The organism is Streptomyces sp. NPDC041814 (assembly GCF_055590565.1).
This window is the reverse complement of sequence record NZ_JBVJAM010000002.1, coordinates 20,243-46,300: the sequence shown is the minus strand read 5'-3', so window position 1 is coordinate 46,300 and position 26,058 is coordinate 20,243. Positions and strand designations below refer to the sequence as shown.

Sequence of the window (26,058 nt, the reverse complement as noted above, 5' to 3'; positions counted from 1 at the left end):
GGTGGCTGCCGTGCGCCAGGACGCCTGGCTGCGCCGGTACCGGCCCAGCGACGCGGGCGCCGAACTGGTCTGTTTCCCGCACGCGGGCGGCGCGGCGGGATTCTGGCGGCCGCTGTCCGCCGCCGTGCCCGCCTGGCTGGACGTGCGCGCCGTCCAGTACCCGGGCCGGCAGGACCGCTACCGCGAACCGGCCGTCCGCGACCTGCACCGGCTCGCCGACCTGGTGGCCGAGGCCCTGGAGAACGAGGGGCCGCCGGCCGGGCCGCGGGTCCTCATCGGGCACAGCATGGGTGCTTCGCTGGCCCACGAGGTGGCCCTCCGGCTGTCCGGGCGCCATGTCCCGGCGGCGCTGATCGTCTCCGGCCGCCGGGCGCCCTCCCGCCTGGGGGCCCGCGAACGACTGGACACCGACGAGGCGGTGATCGCGAGGGTCCGCTCGCTGGGCGGCACCGACCCGGCCGTGCTGGCCGACCCCGAGCTGCTCGACGTGATCCTGCCCGCGCTGCGCGCCGACTACGCGGCCGTCGCCGGCTATGTGCCGGGCGACGGCCTGCTGGCGTGTCCGGTCGTCGCCCTGACCGGGGACAGCGACGCGGAGGCGCCGCCCGAGGACGTACGGGCGTGGCGCGAGCACACCACGGGGCCGTTCGAGATGCGGGTGCTGCCGGGCGGCCACTTCTTCCTGAACGACCACATGCCGGCCGTCGCGGAGCTCGCCGTCGCGCTGTCCGCCGCGTCCCCGGCGCGCGGGCGGGCGGTGGGGCCGTCGTGAGCGGGGCGGGACGGCTGCTGGCCATCAGCGATCTGCATGTGGCGTTCGACGAGAACCGGGCGGTGCTGGAGAAGCTGCGTCCGGACCACCCGGACGACTGGCTGCTGGTGGCGGGGGACGTCGGCGAGGTCGCGGGGGACGTCGGCCGGGCCCTGGAACTGCTCAGCGGTCGCTTCGCGAAGGTGGTCTGGGTGCCGGGCAACCACGAGCTGTGGACCCACCGCCAGGACCCGGTCACCCTGCGGGGCGTGGCCCGGTACGAACATCTGGTGCGGATCTGCCGGGACCTGGGCGTCCTGACCCCCGAGGACCCGTATCCGGTGTGGACCGGCCCGACAGGACCGGTGACCGTGGCGCCGCTGTTCGTGCTGTACGACTACACCTTCCGGCCGTCCGGGACCCGGACCCGCGAGGAGGCGCTGGAACGGGCCTACGAGAGCGGCGTCGTCGGCACCGACGAGGCGCTGCTGCACCCCGACCCGTATCCCTCGATCGACGCCTGGTGCCGGGCCCGGCTGGCGCTGACCGAGCGCCGGCTCTCGGAGCTGGCGCCCGGGACGGCGACGGTGCTGCTCAATCACTTCCCGCTGGTCCGTGAGCCCACCCGGATCCTGCGGCACCCGGAGTTCGCCCTGTGGTGCGGCACCGAGGCCACGGCGGACTGGCACACCCGCTTCAACGCCCGCGCCGTGGTCTACGGGCACCTCCACATCCCGCGCACCACCCGGCACGACGGAGTCCGGTTCGAGGAGGTGTCGGTGGGCTACCCCCGCGAGTGGCGCCGCCGCGGCGACGGTCCCGGCCGGCCACGGGTGATCCTGCCCGGCGCGGAACCGGGCGGGGCGGAGGCCGGACGGTGATCGGCGCGCTGCTGCCCGTGGGGGCGGTCGGGGCCGAGGTGTACGACGACCCGCCCGGGGCGCGGCTGCATCCGGCGGAGGAGGCCGCCGTGGCGCGGGCGGTGGCATCGCGGCGCCGGGAGTTCACGTCCGTACGCCATTGCGCGCGCCTCGCGCTCGCCCGGCTGGACGTCCCCTACCAGCCGCTGGTGCCAGGCCGCCTGGGCGCTCCGAGCTGGCCGGACGGGGTGGCGGGCAGCATGACGCACTGCGCCGGCTTCCGGGCGGCGGCGGTGGCGCGGACCGGGGTGCTGGCATCCGTCGGCATCGACGCCGAACCGGACCTCCCGCTGCGGCCGGGCATGGCGGAGTCCATCGCGTTGCCGGCCGAGCGGGCGCGGCTGGCGGAACTGGGCTCCGAACGGCCCGGGTTGGCGTGGGACCGACTGCTGTTCAGCGCCAAGGAGGCGGTGTACAAGGCGTGGTTCCCGCTGACCGGGCGGCTGCTCGACTTCCCGGAGGCCGAGATCCGCATCGACTCCGGGGGCACCTTCCGGGCGGTGCTGCTGGTGCCCGGCCCCGTGGTCGGGGGCCGGGCGGTCCGGGTCCTGCACGGCCGTTGGGCGGCCGGCCGCGGGCTGCTGGTCACCGTGACCGGGGTGCCTCAGCCCGCCAGGGCCATCAGCCGGACGAGCGCGGCCCGGGAGTTCACGCCCAGCTTGCTGTAGATGTGCGTGAGGTGGACGTCCACCGTGCGCGGGCTCACCCGTAGCCGGCCGGCGATGTCCTTCGTCTTCAGTCCCTCGCCCGCGAGTTCGGCGACCTCCCGCTCGCGGTGGGTCAGCTCGCCGAGGCCGTCGTCCTCTCGGCGTTCCGCCGTCCGCCCGGCGGCCCGGGCCAGTTCACGGGCGCGGGCCCCCGCCGGACTGGCGTCGCCGAACAGCACCCGCGCCTCCTCGTAGCACGCGGCGGCCGCCGCCGGGAGCTCGCGGCCCATCAGGGCGTGCCCCCGGGCCAGCAGCGCGTGTCCGCTCTGCTCGATCAGGCCGACGGCGGATGCGGCCTCGGCGGCGCGCTCCGCCCAGGCGTCCAGGCAGGCCGCGCCGGCGCCGTCCGCCTGGACCGCCGCCGCGCCCAGCAGTTCGTAGTTGCGGGCGGCGAACACCGCGACCGGCTCGGCCACCCGCCACGCCTCCCGCTCGGGCAGCAGCAGGGCCAGGGCGGCACCGGGGTCGCCCGAGGCGAGCGCGGCCTCGGCCAGGAGCAGGGCGTTGAGCGGCGTCCGGGGTGCCGGGTCCGTCCGCTCCACCGGGGCGGGGCGCGGGGCGGTGCGGCCGAGCTGGGCCCAGGCGGCGGCGCTCACCGCGTCGGACAGGGCGGCGTGGTCGCCACGACCCATGGCGCGGGAGGCGGCGGTGCCCTCCTGGACGGCACCGAGGGCGTCGGCGAGGCGGCCACTCTGGTAGTGCACGTACCCGAGCGTGTCGAGCAGCGGGGGCAGCAGGTGCGCGTCGCCCCGGTCACGCGCGGCGGTCAGGGCGCGTTCGGCGTGGCCGTACGCGGGCCCGTACCAGCCCATCAGGGCCTCGGCCCAGCTGAGGACCAGCAGGTATCCGGCCTCCTCGTCGCCCGCCGGGCGGCCCGTGTCCAGCTCGTCCAGGGCGTGGGCGGCGGCGTCCAGGGACGTCTCGGCCGCGCACATGTCGGCGTCGAGCACCGCGCACAGCCCGGCGAGGGCGAGGGCGCCGCCGAGGGTGACGGGGTCGGCGCCGTCCGTACGGTGGGTGAGGACCTCGACGTCGGTGCGGGCGGGCACCTGGCCGGCGAGCACCTTGGCCAGCTGCTGGTGGACCCGGAGCAGCAGCCCGGAGCCGCCCGACGCGGCCTGGGCAGCGGGGAGTTCGGCGGCCAGCAGCGCCTGCGCCCCCTCGTCGTGGCCGGTGCCGGCGAGCACGGCGGCGAGGAAGGCGGCGGTGCGGGCGCGGGCCTCGGGTGTCCGGCCGTCGGGTCCGGCGAGGATGTCCGCGCGCAGGGCCATGATGCGCCCGGCGTCCCCCTGGGCGGCCAGGGCCCTGACCACCTGCTTCCACAGCTCGGTGCGGTCCGTCCCGGCCCCGCTGGTCCTCCGCCGCAGCCGGAGCGCGGCCGTCAGCCAGTACGCCGCGTCCGCCGCCCGGCCGGCCTGGACGCAGGTGCGGGCGGCGGCGGCCAGGACCTCGCCGTCGGCCGGGCGGGCCCCGGACCCGGCGCGCTCGATGTGCGGGGCGATGTCGAGTGCGGGCAGTCCGAGCCGGGTGAGCCGGTCCCGGGCCCTGCGGTGGGCGGCGGAGCGCCAGCAGGGGTCGGCGTCGGCGTACAGGCAGCCCCTGAGCAGCGGGTGGCGGAAGGCGAGGACGCCGGGACGGTCCGTGGCGCGGACCAGGTCGCGGCGGCGGAGTGCGGACAGCTCCCGGCACGCCTCGTCACGGGTGGCGCCGGCCACTTCGGCGACGGCGTCGATGTCGAAGACGGTGCCGAGCACCGCCGCCGCGTGCACCACGGTGCGGGCGGTGCCCGCGAGGAGGGCGGTCTCGGCGAGCAGCCGGGAGCCGAGGGCGCCGGCGGTCCAGAGGTCGGGGGCGTCCCCGGTGCGGGACCCGGTCTGGGCGAGGGCGGTGAGGTAGAGCGGGTTGCCTTCGCCGCGGGTGTGCAGGCGGGGCAGTTCGGGGTCGTCCGGGTCCAGGCCGAGGAGTTCGGCGCTCTCCTCCTCGGTCAGCGCGCCGAGGGTGATGGTCTCGACGGCCCCGGTCTCGCCGCCCTGCTGGAGAACGGCGCGCAGGGGCACGGGGGCCTGCCGGGGGCGGTGGGCGACGACGACCAGGAGGCCGCGGTCGAGGGGCCAGCGGATCAGGGTCTCCAGGAGGCGGACGGAGCCGGGGTCGGCCCAGTGGAATTCGTCCAGGACCAGCAGGGTGCCGGCCGGTCCGGCGGCGGGCCCGGCCGCGAGCAGGCGGCGTATGCCGGCGAGGAGCGGGGAGCGCCAGGCACTCTGTTCGGCGCCGGGCGGGAGCTCGGTGAGCGCGTCGAGGAGGGCGCCGGTGGCTGCGGCGACCGAGGCCGGGCGGTCGGCGGCGCTCTGCCAGATGGTGAGGGCCTGGACGAGGGGGTGGAAGGGGACCCGGGTCTCGGCCTCGGTGCAGCGGCCGTGGAGCACGACGAGTCCGTGGGCGCGGGCCTCCTGGGTGAGCGCGGTGAGGAGTCTGGTCTTGCCGGTTCCCGGGTCGCCCGCAAGCTCCACGATCGCCGGGTGCCCGTCGCGGGCCGCCCGCAGGAGTCCGGAGAGCCGTGCGGTCTCGGCGGCGCGTACGGCCGTCGCGGTGGACGGCCCGGTGATGGTGGTGACGCCCATGTCGCAGGTCCCTTCCCCGGTCCGCGCGACCGCTCTCCCGGCGCGCGGAGAAACCCAACTTCCCTGGCCCCAGCCAGAGTAGGCGCGGCTGTCCGGCTGATTCGTTCTGTAACAGAACTTTCATGCACCGTTCCGGGTGGGCGCGGCCGGTGGCCTTAGGGGTGCTTTAGACGTCCCCGGCAGCCTGGCGACCGTCGAAACCCCGCTGATTCGCCGCCCCGCCGGTCCAGTTGAGGAGCCGCCCGTGACCACGCCCCCGGACCTGCCCGCCCAGCGCGCCGTGCGGCGCCTTCGCCTCTCGGACCGCTCCGAGCTGCTGGTCGACCTGCACGAAGGTGAACTGATCGTCCGCCAGCTGGATCTGGTCGTGGCCGGCGGCTACCGCCATCTGCGCCTGGTGCGCGAGTACCGCAGCCACTCCCGGGCGGAGCTGGGGTTCGGTCCCGGCTGGTCGTACGCGGCTGGTCCGGGCTTCGAGCCGGACACCGACGGCGAACCGGTGACGTTCACGGACGGCCGGGGCCGGGTGGTGTCGTTGCACCGCGACGCCGAGGGCCTGGTTTCGAAGATCGTCGATCCGCTGGGGGCCGAGGCCTCGTCGTTCGCGTACGACCGTGCCGGGCGGCTGGAACGGCACACCGGGGCGGACGGGGCGACCACGGCCTTCCTCTGGGACGCGGACGGGCGGCTGGTGCGCGTCACCGACCCGCTCGGCGACACCGTGGACCTCTCGTACGACGGCATGATGGCCGTATCGGAGCTCTCGTGGACCGGGCCCGGGGGCAGGGCGCGCACGACGTTCGACTACGGGACGGACCGCACGCTGGTGACCGGGCCCACGGGGCTGCGCACGGGTTACGTCTTCGACGCCCAGGGCCGGCCCACGGCCGTCGAGCGCCCGTCCGGCCAGGTGCTCGTCCGCACCCGGGACGCCGGGGGCCGCCGGGTCTCCGTCACCGACACGACCGGTGCGACGCTCACCCGGACCTACGACGGGCAGGGGCGGCCGGTCTCGCTGCGGCTGCCCACGGGGGCGCACTCCCGGGTCTCGTACACCGCGCTGGAGGGTGGCGGGACGCTCACCTCACTGCGGGGTCCCCTGGGCAACGAGTTGCTGGTGGAGTACGACGGCGCGGGCCGCCCGGTCCGCAGTCGCGTGGCCGGCCTGGACGCGGATGTGGACCGGCGGAGCTACGACCCGGTCCACGGCGGCCTGACCGGGATCGTCGACGGCAACGGGACCCGTACCGGCTTCGGCTACGACGGGGCCGGCGACCTCACCACCGTCACCCCGCCCGCACCGCTGGGCCGCACGGTCTTCGGGTACGACGGACTGTCCCGGATCACGTCGGTGACCACCGGGGCCGGTGACCGCATCGGCCACCGCCACGACCCGGCGGGCCGGCTGACGGAGGTCACCGACGAGAACGCGGGTCGCACGCTGCTCGTCCTGGCGCGCGACGCGCTCGGCAGGGTGGTCCGCAAGTCGGGGCCCGGCTGGTCCTACGCGTTCGGCTGGGTCAGGACGGCGGGCGGCGACCGGCCGGCCTCTTCGGTCCGCACCGACGAGACGGGTGCCCCGCCGGAGGCGACCGGGGCGGTGTACGACTCCGAGGGCGCCCTCACCGCGTTCACCACGCCGGGCGGCACCACCCGCTACGGCCTGGACGGCGCGGGCCGCACCGGGACGGTCACCACCCCGGCCGGCCGCACCGCGAGGTTTGCCCGCGATTCCGCAGGACGTCCGGTGCGCATCGAGCTGGGCGCTGCCGTACAGGAGCTCCGTTACGACGCGTCCGGCCGCAGGACCGCCCTGGCGGTGCGGGTGCCGGACGGCTCGACGCTGCTGTCGGTGGAGTACGGGTACAGCTCGGGCGGCGGCGCGGACAGCGACCTGCTGCGGTGGACGGTGACCGACGGGGAGTTCACCGGTTACGCCTACGACGGCCTCGGGCGCCTGGTGCGGGCCGGCGACACCACGTTCGCGTACGACGGCGCCCATCACCTGTGCCGGCTGGGCGCCACGGAGTTCACGCTCAACGAGGCGGGCCAGGTCGTACGGTTCGGCGATACCCGGTTCGCGTACGACGGGGCGGGCAACTTCACCGAGGAGACCAACCCGACCGGCTCGTTCCGCTACAGCGCCACCGGCCAGACCCTTACCGGCGACTTCGGCGGTGTCCGGGTCGTGGACGTGGACTACGACGGGCTCGGCCAGGAGACGCCGCGCCGCATCACCGAGACCACCGTGGACGGGCGCACCGTCACCCATGTGCTGACCCACTCCGCGCTCGGCATCGTGCGCACGAGCGACGACGGGGTGCCCACCGACTATGTCCGCACCCCGGACGGCGCCCTGCTCGCCGTACTCACCGCGTCCGGCCGCCACTACTGGGCGGTGACCGACCAGCAGGGCTCCGTGCTCGCGCTGATCGACGAGGACGGGGCACTCGCCGCCCGCTACCGCTACACCCCGCACGGGGCGGTCACGGCGTCGGGCGAAGCGGCCTCGGTCAACCCGTTCCGCTACCGGGGCGCGTACCAGCTGCTGCGCAGCGCGCACCTCCTGGACCAGCATCTCTACAACGGGTTCTGGGGGCGCTTCACGCAGCCGGACCCGACGGGCGCCCAGTACGCCCCGTACACCTTCTCCGACAACGACCCGGTGAACAGCGGGACCTGGACGCGGCACGGCTTCTGGCCCGTGCTCGCCCGCCCGCACGAGCCCGCCGCGGAGGTCTTCTTCCCCTCGGCGCGCACCCCGGACGCGGCGGCCGCCGCGACGGACGCCCTCACCGGTCCGGGCGCGCATCCCGCCGCCCCTCCCTTGATCGCCTGGGCGCCACCGCCCGGGGCCGTATCCCCGTCTCATCGAGAGGAACCGTCAGATGGCTGACCAGATCGTGCTGCGCGTCCCCAGGGAAGTCGTGGTCAAGGTGGTGGACGACGTCGAGGTCGCCGATCCGAGCGTGGGCCAGACCGGCACGTTCGACGACGAACTGTACGACGAGGGCGGCAAGTTGATCGGGACCTCGCACGGTTCGTTCCGCATCGAGTACGTACGCCCCGGCGACGGTGGGCTGCTGACCTACTACACCGAGGACATCACGCTGGACGACGGCACCATCCACGCCGAGGGGTGGGCCGACTTCAACGACGTGCGCACCAGCGAGTGGGTGCACTACCCGGCGACCGGGACCGGTGGCCGGTACGAGGGGCTGCGCGGCTTCCGCACCTGGCGGATGACCGGGGTCCGGGCCTCCGCCGAGGCACGCATCCTGCTGGCCGACTGAGTCCGGTTCCGAACGAGCGAGGAAGGACCCTCATGACGGGTCGGGACGTGTACATACGGTCGGCTGCCTCCGCACTTCCCGGCCCGCCGCTGGACAACGCCGCACTGGCGGAGCGGTTCGGGATGGACGCGCTGTGGCAGCAGTGGGTGGATGTCTTCATCGGCACCGCCTCGCGCCATCTGGCGCTCGACCTGGACTCCGGGAAGCTCACCGCCTCGCTGGCAGACCTCGCCGAGGAGGCCGGGCGCACGGCGCTGGAGCGGGCCGGTCTGGGGCCGCACGGGGTGGACGCGGTGGTGCTGGGCACGGCGACCCCGGACCGGCTGATGCCGGCGACGGTCAACGTCGTCGCGGACCGGCTGGGCATCGACGGCGTACGGAGCTTCCAGCTCCAGTCGGGGTGCTCCGGCGCCGTCCAGGCCCTCGACCTCGCCCAGCAGCTGCTGCGCGCCGGGAGCGCCCGTACGGTGCTGGTGCTCGGCGGTGATGTGATCGCCAGGTTCTACGACCTGGACGCCGATCTGCGCACCACGGCGCCGGCAGAGCTGGTGAACTACGTGCTGTTCGGGGACGCGGCGGGCGCCGCCGTGCTGTCCACCGAGCCGGGCCCGGGCTCCGCGTCGGTGCGCGCGCTGTTCAGCCGGCTGGTGGGGCTCGGCCGGGAGCCGGGCGCGGTCCTGGAGTGGTTCGGCCCCGCCGACCGCGACAGCGACCGGGCCGCCGCGACCGAGGACTACAAGGCGATAGAGCAGCACGTCCCGGTGATGGCCGGCGAGGTGCTGGACGAACTGCTGGACGGCCTGGGCTGGGCGCGCGAGGACGTGGACCTGCTGCTGCCCCCGCAGCTGTCGGGCCGGATGACCCGGCTGATCACCGAGGGGCTCGGGCTGCCGGACGCCGAGGCGGTCTCCTGCGTGGACGACGCCGGCAACTGCGGCAACGCCATCGTCTTCCTCCAGCTGGAACGGGCGCTCGCCCGGCTGTCCGGAGGCCTGCGCGCCGTGGGCATCTCCATCGAGTCCAGCAAATGGCTCAAGGCCGGATTCGCCCTGGAAGGGAATTGACACCGTGACCGACGCGACCGCCGAGAGGCTGCGGCAGATCACGGCCGCGGACTACCCCGCCGTACGGGGGCTGGTGGCCGGGCTCTCCGGGGACGCGCTCGTCCGGGCGGGCCGGCTGCTGGCCCGGCTCGACCCGGACCGGGTGCTCGCCGCCCACCCGGCCACCCCCGCCCCGCTGATCGCGGTGACCGGCCACGGCACGCTGTCCGCGCTGGTCCCGGCGCTCACCGGCGAGCTGGCCCGGCACGGGCTGCTGGCGCGGGTGCGGCTGTCCGACTTCGACAGCTGGGTCTTCGACCTCGCGGACCCCGGCAGCGCGCTGTACGCCGCCGGGCCCTCGCTCGTCCTGTGTGTACTGGACGCGGATCTGGTGGCAGGTGAACTGCCGCTGCCCTGGCGGGTGGAGGACGTGGAACGCGTCCTGGCCGAGAAGACGGACCTGATCGAGCGGGCCGCGGAGGTCTTCGCCGCGACCGCCCGGGGCGCCACGCTCGTCCTGAACACGCTGTCGCTCCCCCGCGCGCTCACCGCGCAGCTGGTGGACCTGGGCGCCCGCGCCCGGCTCGGCGCGGTGTGGCGGGAGGCCAACGCACGGCTGCTGCGCCTGACGGCGGCCAGGCCCGAGGTGGTCACCGTCGATCTGGACCCACTGCTCGCCGAGGGGACGCCCGCCCGTGACGTCCGGCAGAGCGTCTACGCCAAGGCGCACCTGTCCGACGCGCTGCTGGCCGGGTACGCCCGCGAGGTGGGCCATCTGGCGCGGCAGGCTGCGGGAGGTGCGAAGAAGGTCCTCGCCCTGGACCTGGACGACACGGTGTGGGGCGGGGTACTCGGGGAGGCGGGCCCCGAGGGGATCGAGGTGGCGGGGAGCTATCGCGGGGAGGCGTTCCGGCGCTTCCAGACGGTGGCGAAACAGCTGGGCTCACAGGGCGTGCTGCTCGCGGCGGTCAGCAAGAACGACCGGGAGCCGGTGGTGAAGACCCTGCGCGAGCACCCGGAACTCACCCTGCGCGAGGAGGACTTCGTGCAGGTGCGGGCCGACTGGCGGCCGAAGCACGAAAGCCTGGCCGAGCTGGCCGCCGATCTCAACCTCTCCACCGACAGCTTCGTGTTCGTGGACGACAGTGCCTTCGAGTGCGGTCTGGTCCGCCGCGAACTGCCCGGGGTCACCGTCCTCCAGGTGGGCGACGAGCCCGCGCTGCACGTGGAACGGCTGCTTGCCGACGGCTGGTTCGATGTGCGGGCGCTGACCGCCGAGGACCGGGCCCGCCCCGCCCGGTACCGCGAGGAGCAGGCCCGGCAGGACTTCCTGCACACCTTCGACTCGCTCGACGGCTACCTGCGGGAGCTGGACATCTCCGTGGCCCTCGCCCCAGTGGAGGCGGCCGGAATCGACCGGGTCTCCCAGCTGACGCTGCGCACCAATCAGTTCAACCTCACCACGCGGCGCCTCCAGCCGGCCGAGGTGCGGGCCCTGTGCGAGGACCCTGCGGCACGGGTGCTCACGATCCGGTCCGCGGACCGGTTCGGGGACAGCGGCCTGGTGGGGGCGGTGCTGCTGCGGCGCGATGGCGGAGTGCTGCACATCGAGAACTTCCTGCTGAGCTGCCGGGTCTTCTCGCGCGGTATCGAGCAGGCGGTGCTCGGCGCCGTACTGGAGCACGCCTTCGACGACGGGGCCCAGGAGGTGCGGGCCGGTTTCGTGCGGACCGCCCGCAACGGCAAGGTGGCGGACTTCTATCCGCGGGCGGGGTTCGAAACGGTGCACGCCGACGACGCATCGGCCGGATTCCGGCTCGCGTCGCGGCCGGCCGCCGCCCCCGTGAACCACATCCGACTGACCGCGCGTTTCGAAAGGGACCTCCCGTGAAGACCGTCGATGACTTCGTCACGCTGCTGCGCGACGAACTCGCCCTGCCCGTCACCGCCGAGGACCTGGGGCGCGGACTGGACACCGTGGAGTCCTGGGACTCGGTGCACCTGCTGGCGCTGTGCACGGTGCTGGAGCGGGAGACCGGCCGTTCGCTGCCCCTGGCCGACGTCCTGGAGGCGACGAGCCTGGAGGACGTGTACCTGCTGGCGGTGGCGCCGTGAGCGACGCCACGGAGGCCGGTGAGTCACTGCCCCGCCAGCGTCGGCACACGCTGTTCTTCCTGGAGGTGATCCGGGACTTCTCACCGGTGTTCCTCGACACCGAGGTCGACATGAGCCGGATCCTCGCGCACCGGGCAGCGGCTGTTGCGGACGAAGGGGTGCGCTACTCGACCACCACCTACGTCCTGCGTGCCGCCGGCCGGGTGCTCGCGAAGCATCCGGACGCCAACGCGGCGGTGAGCGGAGGACCGCTCCGGCCCCGCATCGCGCACTACCCGTTCGTCAACGGGAAGGTCGCCCTGGACCGCACCCTGGACGGCCGCCGGGTGGTGCTCGGCACGATCGTGCCCGACGTCCACGCGGCGGAACTGCCCGCCATCCAGGCGCACCTGGCGCGAACCAGGGAGGGCGACCCGGAGAAGCTGCCCGAGTTCGAAGGGGTGCGGAAGCTGCACCGGGCGGGCTGGACCGAGGGCCGCAGGGCGTTCCGCAAGGCGGCGGACTCGCTCGCCCTGCGCCCTCATCTCAACGGCACGTTCGCGGTCACCTCGCTGGGCCACCGCGCGGTGGACTCCTTCCATTCGGTGGGCGGGACCACGACCACGTTCGGAGTCGGCCGGGTGCTGGACCGGCCCGTGGTGCGGGACGGACGGATCGTCGTGGCACCGGTACTGCGGCTCAGCCTCGCCTTCGACCACCGGGTCATCGACGGGGCTGAGGCTGCTGACGTACTGACCGAGGTCAAGGAGGCGCTGGAGAGCGTATGAACGACATCGCGGAACTGAAGAACTTCGTGGTCGCCCACACCCGTTCGCAAGGGCTGCCGCGCGAGCACTACGGCCCGCTGCTCGCCCGGATCTCCGACGACGGGGACGGGACACCGGGCTCCTGGGTGCACGAGTGGAGCGCGGAGGGCGCGCGGCTGGAGGCCGAGGGGAGACCGCTGGACGCCTGCGTGCACTTCAACATGGCACGCTTCCCGTTCGTCGACGGGACCGCGCGCCAGGAGGCGCTGGACCGGTGCACCGCCGCCTTCGACACCTGGCGTTCGGACTTCCCGGCGGTGCAACGGCTGGACGTCGACCTCGCCGGAGGCCGCGTCCGCTGCTGGACGGCCGGTCTCGACGCCTCGGACCCGAAGCCGCTTCTGGTGATGACCGGCGGGATCGTGTCCGTCAAGGAGCAGTGGGCGCCCGTGCTGCTCCAGCTGGCGGCGCTGGGCTTCGCCGGGGTGGTCACCGAGATGCCGGGGGTCGGCGAGAACACCCTGGTGTACGGGGCGGACAGCCGGCAGATGTACTCCGCCGTGCTCGACGCGGTCGGCGACCGGGCCGACACCTCGCGTACGTACGCGCTGGCACTGAGCTTCAGCGGTCATCTGGCCCTCCGGGCGGCTCTGCACGACGCGCGGATCCGCGGGGTCGTCGGGGCGGGGGCGCCGCTGCACGACTTCTTCACGGACACGGCGTGGCAGCGGACGGTGCCCCAGGTCACCACGGACACGCTGGCGCATCTGACCCGGACGAAGCCCGACGAGGTGTACGGACTGATCCGGGACTGGGCGCTGACTCCCGAGGAGCTGGCGGCGCTGAGGATTCCGGTGGCGCATGTGACGAGCCTGCGCGACGAGATCATCCCGCCGGGCGACGCCCGGCTGCTGCGGGAGCGGGTGCGGGGGGTGCGGCTGCTGGCCCACGACGATGTGCACGGCTCCCCGTCGCACTTCGCGCAGACCCGGCTGTGGACGCTGCTGTCGGTGCTGCGGATGCGCGGCGGTTATGGGGAACAACGGGTGGCGCTCACACGGGAGTTCGCCCGGCTTCGGTACGGCGGGAGGAAGCGGGGATGACCGGGACGAGAGCCCTCGGCGGCGGCACGCGATGTCTGCGCAATGTCCTCGGGCGGTTCGCGACGGGTGTGGTGGCCGTCGCCTCGCAGGACCCGGCGACCGGTGTGCGGTCGGGGCTGGCGGCGAACTCCTTCTGTTCGGTGTCCCTCGATCCGCCGCTGGTCTCGTTCTGTGTGGCGGAGACCAGCACCAGCTGGCCGCGCATCCGGGCCGGCGGCCTGCTGGGCATCAGCATTCTGGGCGTCGGGCAGCGCGAGGCCGCGTCCCGGCTCGCGGTGACCGGCGGGGACAAGTTCCACGGGATGCCGTGGGGCCGGTCGCCGGACGGGGCGCCGGTGCTCGAAGGCGCGCTGGCCTGGCTGGAGTGCTCCATCGAGGCGGAGCACCCGGCGGGCGACCATGTGATCGTGGTCGCCCGGGTGCACCGGCTGGACGCGGTCGAGGACGGCGACCCGCTGCTGTTCTTCCGGGGGGCGTACGGGCGGCTCAGCCGCTGACGCCGGGGGCCCCGGACGCCGCGTGGCCGGACGCGCCGGGGGCTCCCGGGTCCGTGCCGAAGGCGCGCAGGAAGGTGTCGACGCCCGCTGTGACGACCTCGGCGACCTCCGCCGGGTCGAGCGGGCGGGTGCCGAGCGCGCTCATTCCCGGCAGCTCTTCGTAGACCAGCGCGATGAACTGGTTGGCCGCCCTGACCGGGTCCTCGACCCGCAGGTGCCCGGCGTTGGCCAGCCGGGCGAGGCGGCCCGCGAGCGCCTCGGTGAACTGGTTGGGCCCGCTGGCCCGTACCGCGTCGAAGAGGTCCGGGAAGCGCACGGCCTCCGCGTACAGCAGCCGGCGCACGGCCTCCGACTGCTCGTCGCAGTAGCAGTCGACGAGCTTGGTGGCCAGGTCCTCCAGGCCGGGGCGGAGCTGGTCCGGGTCGGCGGGGAAGGCGGTGAGGACGTCGAGGGTCTTGGCGTTGGACCGGGCGGCCGTCTCCGTCATGACGTACCGGAAGAGCTTCTCCTTCGAGCCCAGGTGGTTGTAGATCGTCGGCTTGGACACCCCGGCCTCGGCAGCGATCACGTCCAGGCTCGCCTGGGCATAGCCGACCTGCGCGAAGACCCGCAGGGCCGCCTCCACGATCGCCCGCCGCTTGTCGAGGCGCCCCCGGTCCGCGGGGCGCCCGGCCGTCTCTTCGTTCTCGCCAACGCTCATGAGCCCATGCTACCGTGCCAGCCACCTGTTTTAACTACCCAGTTAAATTTTCTGGGTAGAGTGGTTCAAAGGAGTTGCCGTGTCTGAAACAAAGGCGGCCGAGAGCGGGCCTGCCCGGCTCGATGCCGCTCTGCTCACGCTCGTCGGCGTCATGGTGCTCGGCGGGATGATGTCGTACCTGGACGCGACGATCGTCAATGTCGGGATCAGCACGCTGGGCGGTGAGTTCCACGCGACGCTGGCCACCATCGAGTGGGTCACCACCGGCTATCTGCTCGCGGTCGCGCTGGCGATTCCGCTGGCCGGCTGGGCCGTGGTCCGGTTCGGCGCGAAGCGCATGTGGCTGCTCGGCCTCTCGGTGTTCCTGATCGGCTCGACGCTCTGCGCCTTCGCCTGGAACGCGGAGAGTCTGATCGCCTTCCGCATCGTCCAGGGCTTCGGCGGCGGCATGGTCGACCCGATCATGATGACCGTGGTGGCGGGCGCCGCGGGACCCGCCAGGATCGGCCGGGTCATGGGCCTGGTCTCCGTACCGATCACGCTGGGCCCGGTGATCGGCCCGGTGGTCGGCGGGCTACTGCTGGACAACTTCTCCTGGGAGTGGATGTTCCTGGTCAACATCCCCTTCGCGCTGGCCGCGATCGTCCTGGCGGTCCGGGTGCTGCCGGCCGACCCGCCGCCGAGCGGCGACCCCGTCCCGTTCGACGCACTGGGCGTCGCGCTGCTCTCCCCCGGTTTCGCCGCGATCGTGTTCGCGCTGTCCCAGGCGGGCGGCGACGGCTTCGGCAGTACGAAGGTGATCACCGGGCTCGCGGTGGGCGTCGCTCTGTTCGTCGCGTACACCGTGCACGCGCTGCGCGCCTCGGTGACGCCGCTACTGGACCTCCGGCTGTTCGGCAGCAAGGGCTTCAGCGCCAGTGTGACCACGATGTTCCTGCTCGGCGGCGGGCTGTTCTCGCTGCTGTTCCTGCTGCCGCTGTACTACCAGCAGGTGCACGGTCACACCGTCCTGGAATCCGGACTGCTGCTGGCCCCACTGGGTCTCGGCACGCTCATCGGGATGCCGATCGCGGGCAACCTCGCGGACAAGGTGGGTGCCCGGCGGCTGGTGCCGACCGGTGCGCTGCTGATCGGCGCCGGCGCGCTGGTCTTCACCGGCTCGGGCTCCGGCACCTCCCAGATCGCCCTGACCGCCGCGCAGTTCGCCGCGGGCTTCGGTATGGGCCTGGTGGGCGCGCCCACGATGGGTTCGGTCTACAAGACGGTCCCGGGGGAGTCGGTCGCCGGTGCCACGGGCGCGGTCTTCATCCTCAACCAGATCGGGGCCTCCCTCGGCATCGCCGTCGTCGCCCTCATCCTCCAGGGCGGCGGCTCCCACGCGGCCCCCACCGCCGACTCCTTCTCCAACGCCTTCTGGTGGCCGGTGGCCGCGGCCGTCGTGGTCTTCGCCGCGGGGCTGCTGCTGCCCGGGAAGCCCAAGTCCGAACCGGCCGCCCCCGAGGCGCCGGAGGAGACAGCGGCCGGCTCGGAGCCCGTCACCGGGCACGCCTGAGCCACCCGGTCACCCGCCCACGTACCCGCACATCCGCCCCGTTCCGCGCCGCCGGGTCACCGCCCGGCGGCGCGCTCCTCCCGGAGGTCTTCATGAGCCGTCCCACCGGCATTCCCCTGTCCGTGCTCGACGTGGTGCCCGTCTTCGAGGGCGGTTCCGCGACCCAGGCCCTGCGCGACACCGTCGCCCTCGCCCCGCGCGTCGAGGAACTCGGCTACCTGCGGTACTGGGTGGCCGAGCACCACAGCACCCCCAGCCTCGCCACCTCGGCGCCCGGCATCCTCGCCGGACGCCTGGCCGCCGCCACGACCACGCTGCGCGTCGGCTCCGGGGGCGTCCTGCTGCCCAACCACGCGCCGCTCGTCGTCGCCGAGCAGTTCGGCACCCTGGAAGCCCTGCACCCGGGCCGGGTCGACCTCGGGCTCGGCCGGGCGCCGGGCACCGACCCGCACACCGCCCGCGCCCTGCGCCGCGCACCGGAGCGCGGCGCCGACGACTTCGCCGACCAAGTGGTCGAACTGAACGGCTATTTCGCGCCCGGTGACCCCGCGTCACCCATCACCGCCGTGCCCGCCGCCGACAGCCGGCCGGACCTGTGGCTGCTCGGCTCCAGCCCGGCCAGCGCCGAACTCGCCGGAGCGCTGGGGATGCCGTACGCCTTCGCCCACCAGATCAACCCGCACGCGACCGGGTATGCCCTGGACCGCTACCGGCAGTCCTTCCGGCCCTCGCCATACCTGGACCGGCCGCGCACCCTCATCTCCGCGCTGGTCACCGTCGCCGGCACCGACCGGGCCGCACGCGAGGTCGCGGCCCCCTATCTGCTCGGCAAGATAAAGATGCGTGCGGTACGCCGCTTCGACGCGTTCCCCTCGGCCCCGGACGCCGCCGCGTACACCTATGCCGAGCCGGAGTTGCAGTTCCTGGAGGAGCTGGCCGAGCGTCAGCTCATCGGGTCCCCGGACACCGTGCGCGGCAAGCTGGCGGACCTGGTGGACCGCACGGGGGCCGACGAGCTGATGGCGCTGACCGTGGTGCCGGACCAGGCGGACCGGCTGCGCTCGTTCGAGCTGCTGGCGCACGCGGCCCAGGAGGTCGCGCCCGGCTCGGCGAAGGACGTTTCAGCCCGGCTTTAGACGGTCTGGCGACAGTACGTCCGGCCCCCCTCACCCCGTTTCACGTCCCGGAGTCCCCCATGCACCCGCGCCAGCCGCGCCGTACATCCCGCAGAGCCGCCGCTCTGTTGCCTGTCCTGCTCCTCGCCTCCGTCACCGCGTGCAGTTCCGACGACGGGGCTTCGCCCGCCGGGCAGGCGAAGCCCCGCAGCGGCGGCAGCCTCACCTACGCGGCGCAGCAGGAGCCGGACTGCTGGGACCCGCACACCAGCGCGCAGGACGTCACCGCGTTCGTCCAGCGCCCGGTCTTCGACTCGCTCGTCTACCAGACCCCCGACGGGGAGCTGGAACCGTGGCTGGCGAGGTCGTGGAAGACCTCCGAGGGGGGCAGGACGTACACCTTCGAGCTGCGCGACGACGTGACCTTCCACGACGGGAAGCACCTGGACGCGGCCGCGGTGAAGGCCAACTTCGACCACATCACCGCCAAAGCGACCCAGTCGCAGTACGCGGCCGGGCTGCTCGGCCCGTACCAGGGCACCACCGTGAAGGGGAAGTACGAGGTCGAGGTCCGCTTCAGCCGGCCGTACGCGCCTTTCCTCCAGGCGGCCAGCACCACCTATCTCGGCATAGCCTCGCCCGCCTCCCTGAAGGCGGGCGCCGACAAGCTCTGCGCGGGCACCGATTCCGTCGGCTCGGGGCCCTTCCGGGCCGGTGCCTACACCAGGGGCCAGAAGCGCGGTTACACCAGGAACGCCGCCTATGCGTGGGCCCCGAAGGACGCCGGTCACAGCGGGCCCGCCCGGCTGGACTCGTTCACCGTCCGCTTTCTCACCGAGGACGCCACCAGGGTCGGCGCCCTGACGTCGGGGCAGGTCGACGCGGCGGCCGCGCTGCCGGCGAATCAGATCGCGGCCGTACGCCGCGACGCCCGGCTCGACGTCGTCACCAAAGACGTACCGGGCGCGGTGGACACCTTCTACCTGAACACCAGGAGCCCGCTCTTCTCGGACGAGCGGGTACGCAAGGCGTTCCAGCGGTCCATCGATCTGGACGCCCTGGTGAAGTCGGTGTTCCAGGGCACCGGGACGCGCGCCTGGAGCACCCTCTCCCCCGCGACTCCGCACAGCTACGACCCCGCGCTGGTGAACAGCTGGCCCCATGACCGGGCGCTCGCCGGCCGGCTCCTGGACCAGGCGGGCTGGACCGGCCGCGACGGGGAGGGGTACCGGACGAAGAACGGCAAGCGGCTGACCGTCACCGCCCCGGTCTACGGCAAGGCGTCGGTGTTCTCGCAGGCCGCGCAGGGCGACCTGAAGAAGGCCGGCATCTACTTGAAGCTCGCCGCCTCGACCGACGCGACGGCGGTCTCCGCCCAGCTGGACGAGGGGCGCTACGACGTGGTCGAGACCTCCTGGGCGCGCGGTGACGGCGACATCCTCAGCAGCTTCTTCCTCTCCACCGAGTCGTCCGGGGGCGGCGGGCACAACTTCGCGAAGGTCGCCGACCCGCAGGTCGACGCGTGGCTGAAGAAGGCACAGGCCGCGACCTCGCCGGACGAACGCGCCACGTACTACGCCAAGGTGCAGAAGTGGACGATCGACCACGCGGCGGTCGTCCCCGCGTACGTGCAGAAGGCGTCCGTCGGCGTGAACAAGGAGGTGCACGGGCTGCGGCTGTCCTCGTCGGCATGGCCGGAGTTCTACGCGGCCTGGGTCGAGGCCGGCCGATGACACCCCCGCACATAACCGCCGCCGTCCGGGCCGTCACGGCCCGGGCCGGGGCGGCCGTCCTCGTGGTCTGGGGGGCCGCCACGTGCGCCTTCCTGGCCCTGCATCTGATTCCCGGCGACCCGGTCAGCGCGATCGTCGGGTCCAACGCCCTGGTCGGCGCGGAGCAGCGCGAGGAGATCCGCCACCACTACGGCCTCGACCGGCCCCCGCTCGTCCAGTACGGCGTGTATCTCAAGCAGCTGGCCACCGGGGAGCTGGGCGACTCCTACCAGTTGCAGCAGCCGGTCTCCTCGCTGCTGGCGGACCAGATCGGGCCGACCGCGCAGCTCGCGCTGTGGTCCTCGCTCGTCGCGGTGGTGCTGGCGGCGACCGTGACCGTTCTGACGTCGGGGCGTTCCCGGTGGCCGCGCCGGGTGTCATCGGCGGTGGAGCTGCTGGTGGTGTCCACGCCGTCGTTCTGGCTCGGGATCATGCTGCTGACGGTGTTCTCGTTCCGGCTCGGCTGGCTGCCGGTCTCCGACAGCGGCGACGCCCGCTCGCTGGTACTGCCGGTGATCACGCTGGCACTGCCGATCGCGGCGGTGCTCACACAGGTCATGAGGGAAGGGCTGCTCGGGGCACTGGAACAGCCGTTCAGCCTGACCGCGCGCTCACGCGGACTGGCCGAGCACACCGTGCGCTCGCGCCACGCGCTGCGCCACGCCGCGCTGCCGGCGCTCACCCTCGCGGGCTGGTTCACCGGGACGCTGCTGGGTGGTGCTGTGGTGGTGGAGAACGTGTTCGCGCGCTCGGGCATCGGCCGGATCACCCTCCAGGCGGTGAGCGACCGCGACCTGCCGGTGGTGCAGGGCGTGGTGGCCCTGTCGGCCGTGGTGTTCGTGCTGGTCGGCGCGGTGGTGGAGCTGCTGTACGCGGTAGTGGACCCCCGGCTGCGCAGGGGTACGGGGGTGGCCGCCGCGTGAGCGCCGAACAGGCCGTACGGGCCGGGGCACCGGTCGCGGCGGTCCGCGGGGCCCGCCGGGGCCGGGTGCGGCCGGGGGTGCTCGCCGCCGCCGTGCTGCTGGGGCTGATCCTGCTCGCCGCGCTGGCGCCCTCGCTCCTCGCCCACGCAAGCCCGACCGACACCGACCCGGTGCACGCGCTCCAGGCACCGGGCGGGACGCACTGGTTCGGCACGGACCAGCTGGGCCGGGACGTCTTCGCCCGGGTGGTGCACGGCACCCGCTACTCGCTGGCCATCGGAGCGGCCGCGACGGGTGCTGGGGTGGGGCTCGCCGTGGTGTGGGGGCTGGCCGCCGCGCTGTCCGGGCGGTTCGGTGACGCGGTGCTGATGCGGACCGCCGACGCGCTGCTGGCGCTGCCCGGGATGCTGCTGGCCCTGATGGTGGTACTCATCGCCGGCAAGGGGGTCCTGGGCACCACGATCGCCGTGGCGGTGGGGACGGCGCCCGGGTTCGCCCGGGTGGTGCGGGCGCAGGCTCTGGTGGTGCGCCGGTCCGGCTATGTGGAGTCCGCCGTCGCCCTGGGCGTACCGCGTCGGCTGATCGTGCTCCGCCATGTGCTGCCGAACACGCTGGGGCCGCTCCTGGTGCTGGCGACGGTCACGCTCGGGGCGTCCATCTCGACGGGTGCGGCGCTGAGTTACCTCGGTCTCGGGGCGCAGCCGCCGACGCCCGAGTGGGGGGCGATGCTCACGGAGGGCCAGGGATTCCTCGACCAGGCGTGGTGGATCGCACTGTTCCCGGGCCTCCTGCTGGTCTCCACCGTCGTCGCGGTCACCGTCGTGGGCCGGCACGCACAGGCACGAGCGGAAGGACGGGCCGCCTCATGACGACGACCCCATCGACCGGGGCCCCGCTGCTGGAGGTCGCCGGGCTGAACGTGCGCTTCGGCTCCGGACCCGGCGAGGTGCACGCGGTGCGGGACGCGGCGTTCTCGCTCGCCGCCGGGCGGTGCCTGGCGGTCGTCGGCGAGTCGGGCTCCGGTAAGAGCGCGCTCGCCCGCTCCCTGCTCGGCCTCGCGGGCCCGACCGCCCGGGTCACGGCGGACCGGCTGCGCGTCGCGGACCGTGAGGCGCGGGACTTCGGGCCGCGCGAGTGGCGTGCGGTCCGGGGCCGGCGCGTCGGCCTCGTCGCCCAGGACGCCCTGGTGGCGCTGGACCCCCTGCGGCCCGTCGGCAAGGAGATCGCGGAGCCCCTGCTCGTCCACCGCGTGGTCCCGCGCCGGGAGGCCGGGGCGCGGGTCCTCGCCCTGTTGGAGCGGGTCGGGGTGCCCGAGCCGGCGGAACGGGCGCGCGCCTACGTCCATCAGCTGTCCGGCGGGCTGCGGCAGCGGGCGCTGATCGCCTCGGCCATCGCCGCCGAGCCCGGTGTGCTGATCGCGGACGAGCCGACGACCGCCCTCGACGCCTCGGTCCAGTCGCGCGTCCTGGAACTCCTGGGCGAGCTGAAGGAGAGCGGCACCGGGCTGCTGCTCATCAGCCACGACCTGGCGGTCGTGGAGGCGCTGGCGGACGAGGTCGCGGTGATGAAGGACGGCCGGATCGTGGAGTCCGGGGTGGCCACCCGGGTGCTGGACGCACCGGAACACCCTTACACCAAGGGGCTGTTGGCGGCGATCCCGGGAAGCGGCCCGCGCCGTGCGCCTTCGGCGGCGGCCCCGGACGACGGCGGCGGGCCGCTGCTCGCCGTGTCCGGGGTCGGCAAGGTGTTCAAGGGGGCCCGGGGCAGCCGCAGGACGGCGGTGGACGCGGTGTCGTTCACCGTGCGGCCGGGCGAGGCGGTGGGCCTGGTCGGTGAGTCGGGTTCGGGCAAGTCGACGCTGGCCCGGATGGTGCTGGGGCTGGCCGCGCCGGACGGCGGAAAGGTGGAGCTGGGCGGGGCGCCGTGGAGCGCCTTGCGCGAGCGGGACCGGCGGGAGCGGCGGCACACCGTGCAGCTCGTGCCGCAGGACCCGCTCAGCGCCTTCGACCCGCGGTGGAGGGTGGCCCGGATCGTGGGGGAGGCCCTCGCCACGTCCGGGGTGGCGCGCGCGGAGCGCCGGGAGCGCACCGTACGTCTGCTGGAGCAGGTGGGCCTCACCGCCGAGCACGTGGAGCGCCGCCCGCTCGCGCTGTCGGGTGGGCAGCGTCAGCGGGTCGCCATCGCGCGGGCTCTGGCGCCCGCGCCCCGGCTGCTGGTGTGCGACGAGCCGGTGTCGGCCCTCGATGTGTCCGTACAGGCCCAAGTCCTGGACCTGCTGAGGTCGTTGCAGGAGGAGCTCGGGCTGGCGACGCTCTTCATCTCGCACGATCTGGCGGTCGTACGGGAGGTGTGTGCACGGGTGCTGGTGATGAAGGACGGCCGCATCGTGGAGTCCGGACCGGTGGAGCAGGTCTTCACCGAGCCGGCGCATCCGTACACACGCGCCCTGCTGGAGGCGGTGCCGCGGCGTGTGCGTACGGCCGAAGAGCGGCTTTAGAACCGGCCAACACATGACTGCGAGCCTCGACGGGCCAGTTTCGGACAAGCCGGAGGTCATCAGCCATGCCAGGCTCACCCGTCCCACCCACCGCTTCCTCCCCGACCGCCCCGGACCGGCCGCGGGCCGCGAGGCTGCCGTCCCTCACCGGGATGCGCTTCCTGGCTGCCCTGCTGGTCTTCGCCTTCCACACCACGTTCCAGACCAGGTTCATCGGCGGCGGCCTCGGCGACACACTGAGCGACTGTTTCGCCAACGCCGGTTTCTACGGGGTGACGTTCTTCTTCGTGCTCAGCGGCTTCGTCCTCACCTGGTCGGCGCGGCCCGCCGAGGGCGCGCCCAGGGTATGGCGGCGCAGACTGGTGAAGATCTTCCCCAACCACCTGGTCACGTTCGCCGTCGCGGCCGTGCTGATGGCGGCGGCCTCCGAGGTGTTCACGACGAAGGGCGTCCTGGCCAACCTCTTCCTCGTCCAGGCGTGGATACCGGAGATCCAGGTCCCCAACACGATGAACGCCGTCAGCTGGTCGCTGTCGTGCGAGCTGTTCTTCTACCTCGCCTTCCCCTTCCTGCTGCCCTTCCTGGAACGGCTCTCCGCCCGTCGGCTGTGGACGCTCGCCGGTGTCCTCGCCGCCCTCACCGTCCTGGTGCCCGCCGTCAGCGGCTGGGCGGTGGGCGGGACCCCGCTGCCCTTCATCGCCGACGGCTCGCTGTCCTTCGAGCAGATCTGGTCCGTCTACTTCTTCCCGCCGGTGCGGGCGATCGAGTTCGTCCTCGGCATGGTGGCGGCGCGGCTGGTGCTGACCGGCGCCCTGCCCCGGACCGGACTGCTGCCCGCCGCCGTGATCGCCGTCGGCGGTTACGTACTCAACTCCTCGGTGCCCTATCTGTACGGGGTGGCCGGCACCGGCGCCCTGTGGCTGGTGCCGCTCGTGGTCGCCGCCGCGCAGGCCGATGTCCGGCGGACCGCTTCGCCGTTCCGGGGGCGGGTGCTGGTGCGGCTCGGGGAGCTGTCGTTCGCGTTCTACATGGTGCACGGGCTGGTGGTGGCGTACGGCCACAAGTGGCTCGTGGCCGGCGAGAACCTGTCCGGTGCCGCGGCGGCCGGGCTGCTGCTCGCCGCCCTGCTGACCGCCCTGGCGCTCGCCCTCGCCCTGTACAGCTGGGTCGAGGCTCCTGCCGTACGGCTGTTCAGCGCACCACGTCCGAGGACTCCGGCGGCCCCGGAGAAGGCCGCACCGGCGTCCCCCATCGTCCCGCTCACCGTCCTGGAGGCCGGGGAATGACCGAGACCAGCACCTCAACGACCGACCACGCGCGCGAACTGCCCGCCTATCCGCAGGCCCGTGGCTGCCCCTACCAGCCGCCCGCCGGCTACGACGCGTACCGCGAGCAGGGGCCCGTGTCCCTGGTGGAGCTGTACAACGGGCGCCGGGTGTGGGCGGTGAGCGGGCACGCGGAGGCGCGTCAGGTCCTGCTCGACGCGGCCACGTACTCCTCGGACCGGGTCCATCCGCACTATCCGGCCACCGCCCCGCGCTTCGAGTCGGCCCGCAAGGTGCGGAACTTCATCGGCATGGACCCGCCGGAGCACACCGCGCAGCGGCGCATGCTGCTCACCAACTTCACCGTCCGCAAGGTGCAGGCGCTGCGGCCCGGCATCCAGCGGCTGGTCGACGAACTGATCGACGCGATCGAGGCCAAGGGTCCGGCCGCCGACCTGGTACCGGACTTCGCGCTGCCGGTCCCGTCCGTGGTGATCTGCGAACTGCTCGGCGTCCCGTACACCGACCACGCCTTCTTCGAGCAGCAGTCGCGGCGGGTGGTGACGGGGACGACGAGCCTGGAGGACAGCGCCGACGCCTTCACGCAACTCGCTTCGTATCTCGACGGGCTGATCCGGCGCAAGGAGCAGGATCCCGGCGACGGCCTGCTGGACACCCTGATCGCCGAGCAGCTGTCCACGGGCGCGCTGACCCGGCGCGACCTGGTCGACATCGCGCTGCTGCTCCTGGTCGCCGGGCACGAGACCACCGCGAGCGCCATCGCGCTCGGTGTGCTGACCCTGCTGGAGAATCCGGAGCAGCTTGCGGCCCTGCGTGCCGACGAGTCGCTGCTGCCGGGCGCAGTGGAGGAGCTGCTGCGATACATGGCGATCGCCGACGGGGTGGCCCGGTTCGCGACGGTCGACACGGAGCTGGGCGGGCACCGGGTCAAGGCGGGTGACGGGGTGATCGTCGTCATCTCCTCGGCCAACCGGGACGACGAGGCGTTCCCGGCCGCCGACGCCTTCGACGTCGGACGCGGCGCGCGCCACCACATCTCCTTCGGACACGGCGTGCACCAATGCATCGGGCAGAACCTCGCCCGCGCCGAGATGGAGATCGCGCTGTCCACACTCTTCCGCCGGCTGCCGGGGCTGCGCCTCGCCGAACCCTCGGGGCAGCTGCCGGTCAAGGAACCGGGCGGGGTCCAGGGCATCTGGCGCCTGCCCGTCACCTGGTGAGCACGCCTGCCGCCGGGTGGGTGATCAGAAGGGAACCGGAAGCCATGCACATCAAGGCCGATACACAGCGGTGTCTGGGCGCGGGGCAGTGCGTCCTGTCCGCCCCCGACCGCTTCGACCAGTCCGACGAGGGCACGGTCGTGGTCCTGGAGGACCGGGTGGACGGTCCGGCGGAGGAGGCGAGGCTGCGGGACACCGTGGCGCTCTGCCCCTCGCAGGCCATCGCTCTGGAGGGCTGATCATGCCGGTGACGGGACGGCTGGCCGACGCGGTCGCCGACCACCGTGCGGGCCCCCGGCCGCTGGGCGAACTCCCGCCCGTGCCGGGGGCCGAGGTGTCGGAACGCTGGATTCCGGGGGCGCCGGGGGCGCCGCGGGTGCGGGTGCGGATCTACCGCCCGGCCGGGGCGGGGGCCGGACTGCCCGCCGTGCTGTGGATCCACGGCGGGGGCTTCGTCCTCGGCAATGTGGACGCGGTGCACCACTCGGCCGCCCAGGCGGCGGTGTTCGCCTCGGCGGTGGTCGTGGCGGTGTCGTACCGGCTGGCGCCGGAGGACCCGTTTCCGGCGGGGCTCGACGACTGCTGGGCCGCGCTGGAGTGGACGGCCGGGAACGCGGCGGAGATCGGCGCGGCCCCGGGCCGGCTGGCGGTGGCGGGGGCCAGTTCCGGGGGCTGTCTGGCCGCCGGTCTGACTCTGCTGGCCCGGGACCGGGGCGGCCCTGCCCTCGTCTTCCAGCATCTGAGCACCCCGGTGCTGGACGACCGGCTGGACACGGACTCGATGGCCGCGTTCACGGACACCCCCATCTGGAACCGGCGCCTGGCGCAGGAGAGCTGGGAGCTGTATCTGGGTGGCAGGGCCGCGGTCCCCGCGCACGCCTCGCCGGCGCGCGTGACGGACCTGGGCGGCCTGCCCCCGGCGTACATCTCGACGGCGGGGCTCGATCCGCTGCGCGACGAGGGCCTGCTGTACGGGCTCCGGCTGGCGCGGGCCGGGGTGCCGGTGGAGGTGCACAACTTCCCGGGCGCGTACCACGCGTTCGGCGGCTGGGCGGACAGCCCCGACGGGACGGATGGCGACGAGCCGCACCGCGTCGCGCTGGAGCACCTGACCGCGCTGCGGCGCGGGCTGCACGCGGTTGGGCCCGGGGCGTTTTAGAACGCGCAAAGGCCGCCGTTAGCGCGGCCGGTGAGGGT

Annotated in this window: 23 protein-coding genes; 21 read left to right on the top strand and 2 right to left on the bottom strand. The window is 73.7% G+C overall.

What is annotated here, in order from left to right:
- Nucleotide 1: 1 nt before the first annotated feature.
- The 3 genes from ACZ6C6_RS05630 to ACZ6C6_RS05620 are packed head-to-tail and all read left to right on the top strand — an operon-like array spanning nucleotide 2 to nucleotide 2,339.
- The gene (locus ACZ6C6_RS05630) at nucleotides 2-772 is read left to right on the top strand and encodes a thioesterase II family protein (protein WP_469199418.1); all 771 of its coding nucleotides are present in this window, start codon (nucleotides 2-4) and stop codon (nucleotides 770-772) included.
- On the top strand, nucleotides 769-1,632 hold the full coding sequence (locus ACZ6C6_RS05625) for a metallophosphoesterase family protein (RefSeq protein WP_469199416.1): 864 nt from the start codon (nucleotides 769-771) through the stop codon (nucleotides 1,630-1,632). Before ACZ6C6_RS05630 ends, ACZ6C6_RS05625 begins: the two co-directional genes overlap by 4 nt.
- Nucleotides 1,629-2,339 (top strand): 4'-phosphopantetheinyl transferase family protein, encoded by a 711-nt coding sequence (locus ACZ6C6_RS05620; RefSeq protein WP_469199414.1) that lies wholly within the window; start codon nucleotides 1,629-1,631, stop codon nucleotides 2,337-2,339. The genes ACZ6C6_RS05625 and ACZ6C6_RS05620 overlap by 4 nt, the downstream gene beginning before the upstream one ends.
- Here the strand turns inward: ACZ6C6_RS05620 and ACZ6C6_RS05615 are convergent.
- Nucleotides 2,276-4,999 (bottom strand): helix-turn-helix transcriptional regulator, encoded by a 2,724-nt coding sequence (locus ACZ6C6_RS05615; RefSeq protein ID WP_469199412.1) that lies wholly within the window; start codon nucleotides 4,997-4,999, stop codon nucleotides 2,276-2,278. The two genes, ACZ6C6_RS05620 and ACZ6C6_RS05615, sit on opposite strands and share 64 nt — an antisense overlap.
- Before the next feature lie 244 nt (nucleotides 5,000-5,243).
- Here ACZ6C6_RS05615 and ACZ6C6_RS05610 point away from each other — a divergent pair, with 244 nt between their 5' ends.
- The 8 genes from ACZ6C6_RS05610 to ACZ6C6_RS05575 are packed head-to-tail and all read left to right on the top strand — an operon-like array spanning nucleotide 5,244 to nucleotide 13,796.
- On the top strand, nucleotides 5,244-7,895 hold the full coding sequence (locus ACZ6C6_RS05610; RefSeq protein ID WP_469199410.1) for an RHS repeat domain-containing protein: 2,652 nt from the start codon (nucleotides 5,244-5,246) through the stop codon (nucleotides 7,893-7,895).
- Nucleotides 7,888-8,292 (top strand): allene oxide cyclase barrel-like domain-containing protein, encoded by a 405-nt coding sequence (locus ACZ6C6_RS05605; RefSeq protein WP_469199408.1) that lies wholly within the window; start codon nucleotides 7,888-7,890, stop codon nucleotides 8,290-8,292. The genes ACZ6C6_RS05610 and ACZ6C6_RS05605 overlap by 8 nt, the downstream gene beginning before the upstream one ends.
- Nucleotides 8,293-8,324: 32 nt before the next feature.
- Nucleotides 8,325-9,356 (top strand): 3-oxoacyl-ACP synthase III family protein, encoded by a 1,032-nt coding sequence (locus tag ACZ6C6_RS05600; RefSeq protein WP_469199406.1) that lies wholly within the window; start codon nucleotides 8,325-8,327, stop codon nucleotides 9,354-9,356.
- A gap of 4 nt (nucleotides 9,357-9,360) precedes the next feature.
- Nucleotides 9,361-11,226 (top strand): HAD-IIIC family phosphatase, encoded by a 1,866-nt coding sequence (locus ACZ6C6_RS05595; protein WP_469199404.1) that lies wholly within the window; start codon nucleotides 9,361-9,363, stop codon nucleotides 11,224-11,226.
- A complete protein-coding gene (locus ACZ6C6_RS05590; RefSeq protein WP_469199402.1) occupies nucleotides 11,223-11,450 on the top strand; it encodes an acyl carrier protein in 228 nt (75 codons plus the stop codon). The genes ACZ6C6_RS05595 and ACZ6C6_RS05590 overlap by 4 nt, the downstream gene beginning before the upstream one ends.
- A complete protein-coding gene (locus tag ACZ6C6_RS05585) occupies nucleotides 11,447-12,217 on the top strand; it encodes a 2-oxo acid dehydrogenase subunit E2 (protein WP_469199400.1) in 771 nt (256 codons plus the stop codon). The genes ACZ6C6_RS05590 and ACZ6C6_RS05585 overlap by 4 nt, the downstream gene beginning before the upstream one ends.
- Entirely contained in the window at nucleotides 12,214-13,299 is a 1,086-nt protein-coding gene (locus ACZ6C6_RS05580; protein WP_469199398.1) for an alpha/beta hydrolase, read from the top strand. The genes ACZ6C6_RS05585 and ACZ6C6_RS05580 overlap by 4 nt, the downstream gene beginning before the upstream one ends.
- Nucleotides 13,296-13,796, top strand: coding sequence for a flavin reductase family protein (locus tag ACZ6C6_RS05575; RefSeq protein ID WP_469199396.1), 501 nt, complete (start codon nucleotides 13,296-13,298; stop codon nucleotides 13,794-13,796). The genes ACZ6C6_RS05580 and ACZ6C6_RS05575 overlap by 4 nt, the downstream gene beginning before the upstream one ends.
- Here ACZ6C6_RS05575 and ACZ6C6_RS05570 read toward each other — a convergent pair.
- Nucleotides 13,786-14,496, bottom strand: coding sequence for a TetR/AcrR family transcriptional regulator (locus ACZ6C6_RS05570; RefSeq protein WP_469199395.1), 711 nt, complete (start codon nucleotides 14,494-14,496; stop codon nucleotides 13,786-13,788). The two genes, ACZ6C6_RS05575 and ACZ6C6_RS05570, sit on opposite strands and share 11 nt — an antisense overlap.
- A 79-nt stretch (nucleotides 14,497-14,575) precedes the next feature.
- Here ACZ6C6_RS05570 and ACZ6C6_RS05565 point away from each other — a divergent pair, with 79 nt between their 5' ends.
- The 10 genes from ACZ6C6_RS05565 (at nucleotide 14,576) to ACZ6C6_RS05520 (ending at nucleotide 26,020) form a co-directional block, all read left to right on the top strand.
- Nucleotides 14,576-16,048 carry a DHA2 family efflux MFS transporter permease subunit gene (locus tag ACZ6C6_RS05565; protein WP_469199393.1) on the top strand — a complete coding sequence of 491 codons (1,473 nt, stop codon included), beginning with the start codon at nucleotides 14,576-14,578 and terminating at the stop codon, nucleotides 16,046-16,048.
- Between the two features lie 92 nt (nucleotides 16,049-16,140).
- Nucleotides 16,141-17,184, top strand: a complete 1,044-nt coding sequence (locus ACZ6C6_RS05560; RefSeq protein ID WP_469199391.1) for an LLM class flavin-dependent oxidoreductase — start codon at nucleotides 16,141-16,143, stop codon at nucleotides 17,182-17,184.
- A 59-nt stretch (nucleotides 17,185-17,243) separates the two neighbouring features.
- A complete protein-coding gene (locus ACZ6C6_RS05555; protein WP_469199389.1) occupies nucleotides 17,244-18,896 on the top strand; it encodes an ABC transporter substrate-binding protein in 1,653 nt (550 codons plus the stop codon).
- The gene (locus ACZ6C6_RS05550; RefSeq protein WP_469199387.1) at nucleotides 18,893-19,858 is read left to right on the top strand and encodes an ABC transporter permease; all 966 of its coding nucleotides are present in this window, start codon (nucleotides 18,893-18,895) and stop codon (nucleotides 19,856-19,858) included. Before ACZ6C6_RS05555 ends, ACZ6C6_RS05550 begins: the two co-directional genes overlap by 4 nt.
- Nucleotides 19,855-20,727 carry an ABC transporter permease gene (locus ACZ6C6_RS05545; RefSeq protein WP_469199385.1) on the top strand — a complete coding sequence of 291 codons (873 nt, stop codon included), beginning with the start codon at nucleotides 19,855-19,857 and terminating at the stop codon, nucleotides 20,725-20,727. Before ACZ6C6_RS05550 ends, ACZ6C6_RS05545 begins: the two co-directional genes overlap by 4 nt.
- A complete protein-coding gene (locus tag ACZ6C6_RS05540) occupies nucleotides 20,724-22,355 on the top strand; it encodes a dipeptide ABC transporter ATP-binding protein (protein WP_469199383.1) in 1,632 nt (543 codons plus the stop codon). The genes ACZ6C6_RS05545 and ACZ6C6_RS05540 overlap by 4 nt, the downstream gene beginning before the upstream one ends.
- Nucleotides 22,356-22,420: 65 nt before the next feature.
- The gene (locus ACZ6C6_RS05535) at nucleotides 22,421-23,641 is read left to right on the top strand and encodes an acyltransferase family protein (protein WP_469199381.1); all 1,221 of its coding nucleotides are present in this window, start codon (nucleotides 22,421-22,423) and stop codon (nucleotides 23,639-23,641) included.
- Nucleotides 23,638-24,861, top strand: a complete 1,224-nt coding sequence (locus ACZ6C6_RS05530; RefSeq protein ID WP_469199379.1) for a cytochrome P450 — start codon at nucleotides 23,638-23,640, stop codon at nucleotides 24,859-24,861. Before ACZ6C6_RS05535 ends, ACZ6C6_RS05530 begins: the two co-directional genes overlap by 4 nt.
- Before the next feature lie 44 nt (nucleotides 24,862-24,905).
- The gene (locus ACZ6C6_RS05525; protein ID WP_469199377.1) at nucleotides 24,906-25,100 is read left to right on the top strand and encodes a ferredoxin; all 195 of its coding nucleotides are present in this window, start codon (nucleotides 24,906-24,908) and stop codon (nucleotides 25,098-25,100) included.
- A gap of 2 nt (nucleotides 25,101-25,102) precedes the next feature.
- Nucleotides 25,103-26,020, top strand: coding sequence for an alpha/beta hydrolase (locus ACZ6C6_RS05520; protein WP_469199375.1), 918 nt, complete (start codon nucleotides 25,103-25,105; stop codon nucleotides 26,018-26,020).
- Nucleotides 26,021-26,058: the final 38 nt, after the last annotated feature.

Coding starts and splice junctions, on each gene's coding strand:
- ACZ6C6_RS05615 (WP_469199412.1), bottom strand. CDS start 4,999: ATGGGCGTCACCACCATCACCGGGCCGTCCACCGCGACGGCCGTACGC.
- ACZ6C6_RS05605 (WP_469199408.1), top strand. CDS start 7,888: ATGGCTGACCAGATCGTGCTGCGCGTCCCCAGGGAAGTCGTGGTCAAG.
- ACZ6C6_RS05600 (WP_469199406.1), top strand. CDS start 8,325: ATGACGGGTCGGGACGTGTACATACGGTCGGCTGCCTCCGCACTTCCC.
- ACZ6C6_RS05580 (WP_469199398.1), top strand. CDS start 12,214: ATGAACGACATCGCGGAACTGAAGAACTTCGTGGTCGCCCACACCCGT.
- ACZ6C6_RS05575 (WP_469199396.1), top strand. CDS start 13,296: ATGACCGGGACGAGAGCCCTCGGCGGCGGCACGCGATGTCTGCGCAAT.
- ACZ6C6_RS05570 (WP_469199395.1), bottom strand. CDS start 14,496: ATGAGCGTTGGCGAGAACGAAGAGACGGCCGGGCGCCCCGCGGACCGG.
- ACZ6C6_RS05560 (WP_469199391.1), top strand. CDS start 16,141: ATGAGCCGTCCCACCGGCATTCCCCTGTCCGTGCTCGACGTGGTGCCC.
- ACZ6C6_RS05555 (WP_469199389.1), top strand. CDS start 17,244: ATGCACCCGCGCCAGCCGCGCCGTACATCCCGCAGAGCCGCCGCTCTG.
- ACZ6C6_RS05550 (WP_469199387.1), top strand. CDS start 18,893: ATGACACCCCCGCACATAACCGCCGCCGTCCGGGCCGTCACGGCCCGG.
- ACZ6C6_RS05540 (WP_469199383.1), top strand. CDS start 20,724: ATGACGACGACCCCATCGACCGGGGCCCCGCTGCTGGAGGTCGCCGGG.
- ACZ6C6_RS05535 (WP_469199381.1), top strand. CDS start 22,421: ATGCCAGGCTCACCCGTCCCACCCACCGCTTCCTCCCCGACCGCCCCG.
- ACZ6C6_RS05530 (WP_469199379.1), top strand. CDS start 23,638: ATGACCGAGACCAGCACCTCAACGACCGACCACGCGCGCGAACTGCCC.
- ACZ6C6_RS05525 (WP_469199377.1), top strand. CDS start 24,906: ATGCACATCAAGGCCGATACACAGCGGTGTCTGGGCGCGGGGCAGTGC.
- ACZ6C6_RS05520 (WP_469199375.1), top strand. CDS start 25,103: ATGCCGGTGACGGGACGGCTGGCCGACGCGGTCGCCGACCACCGTGCG.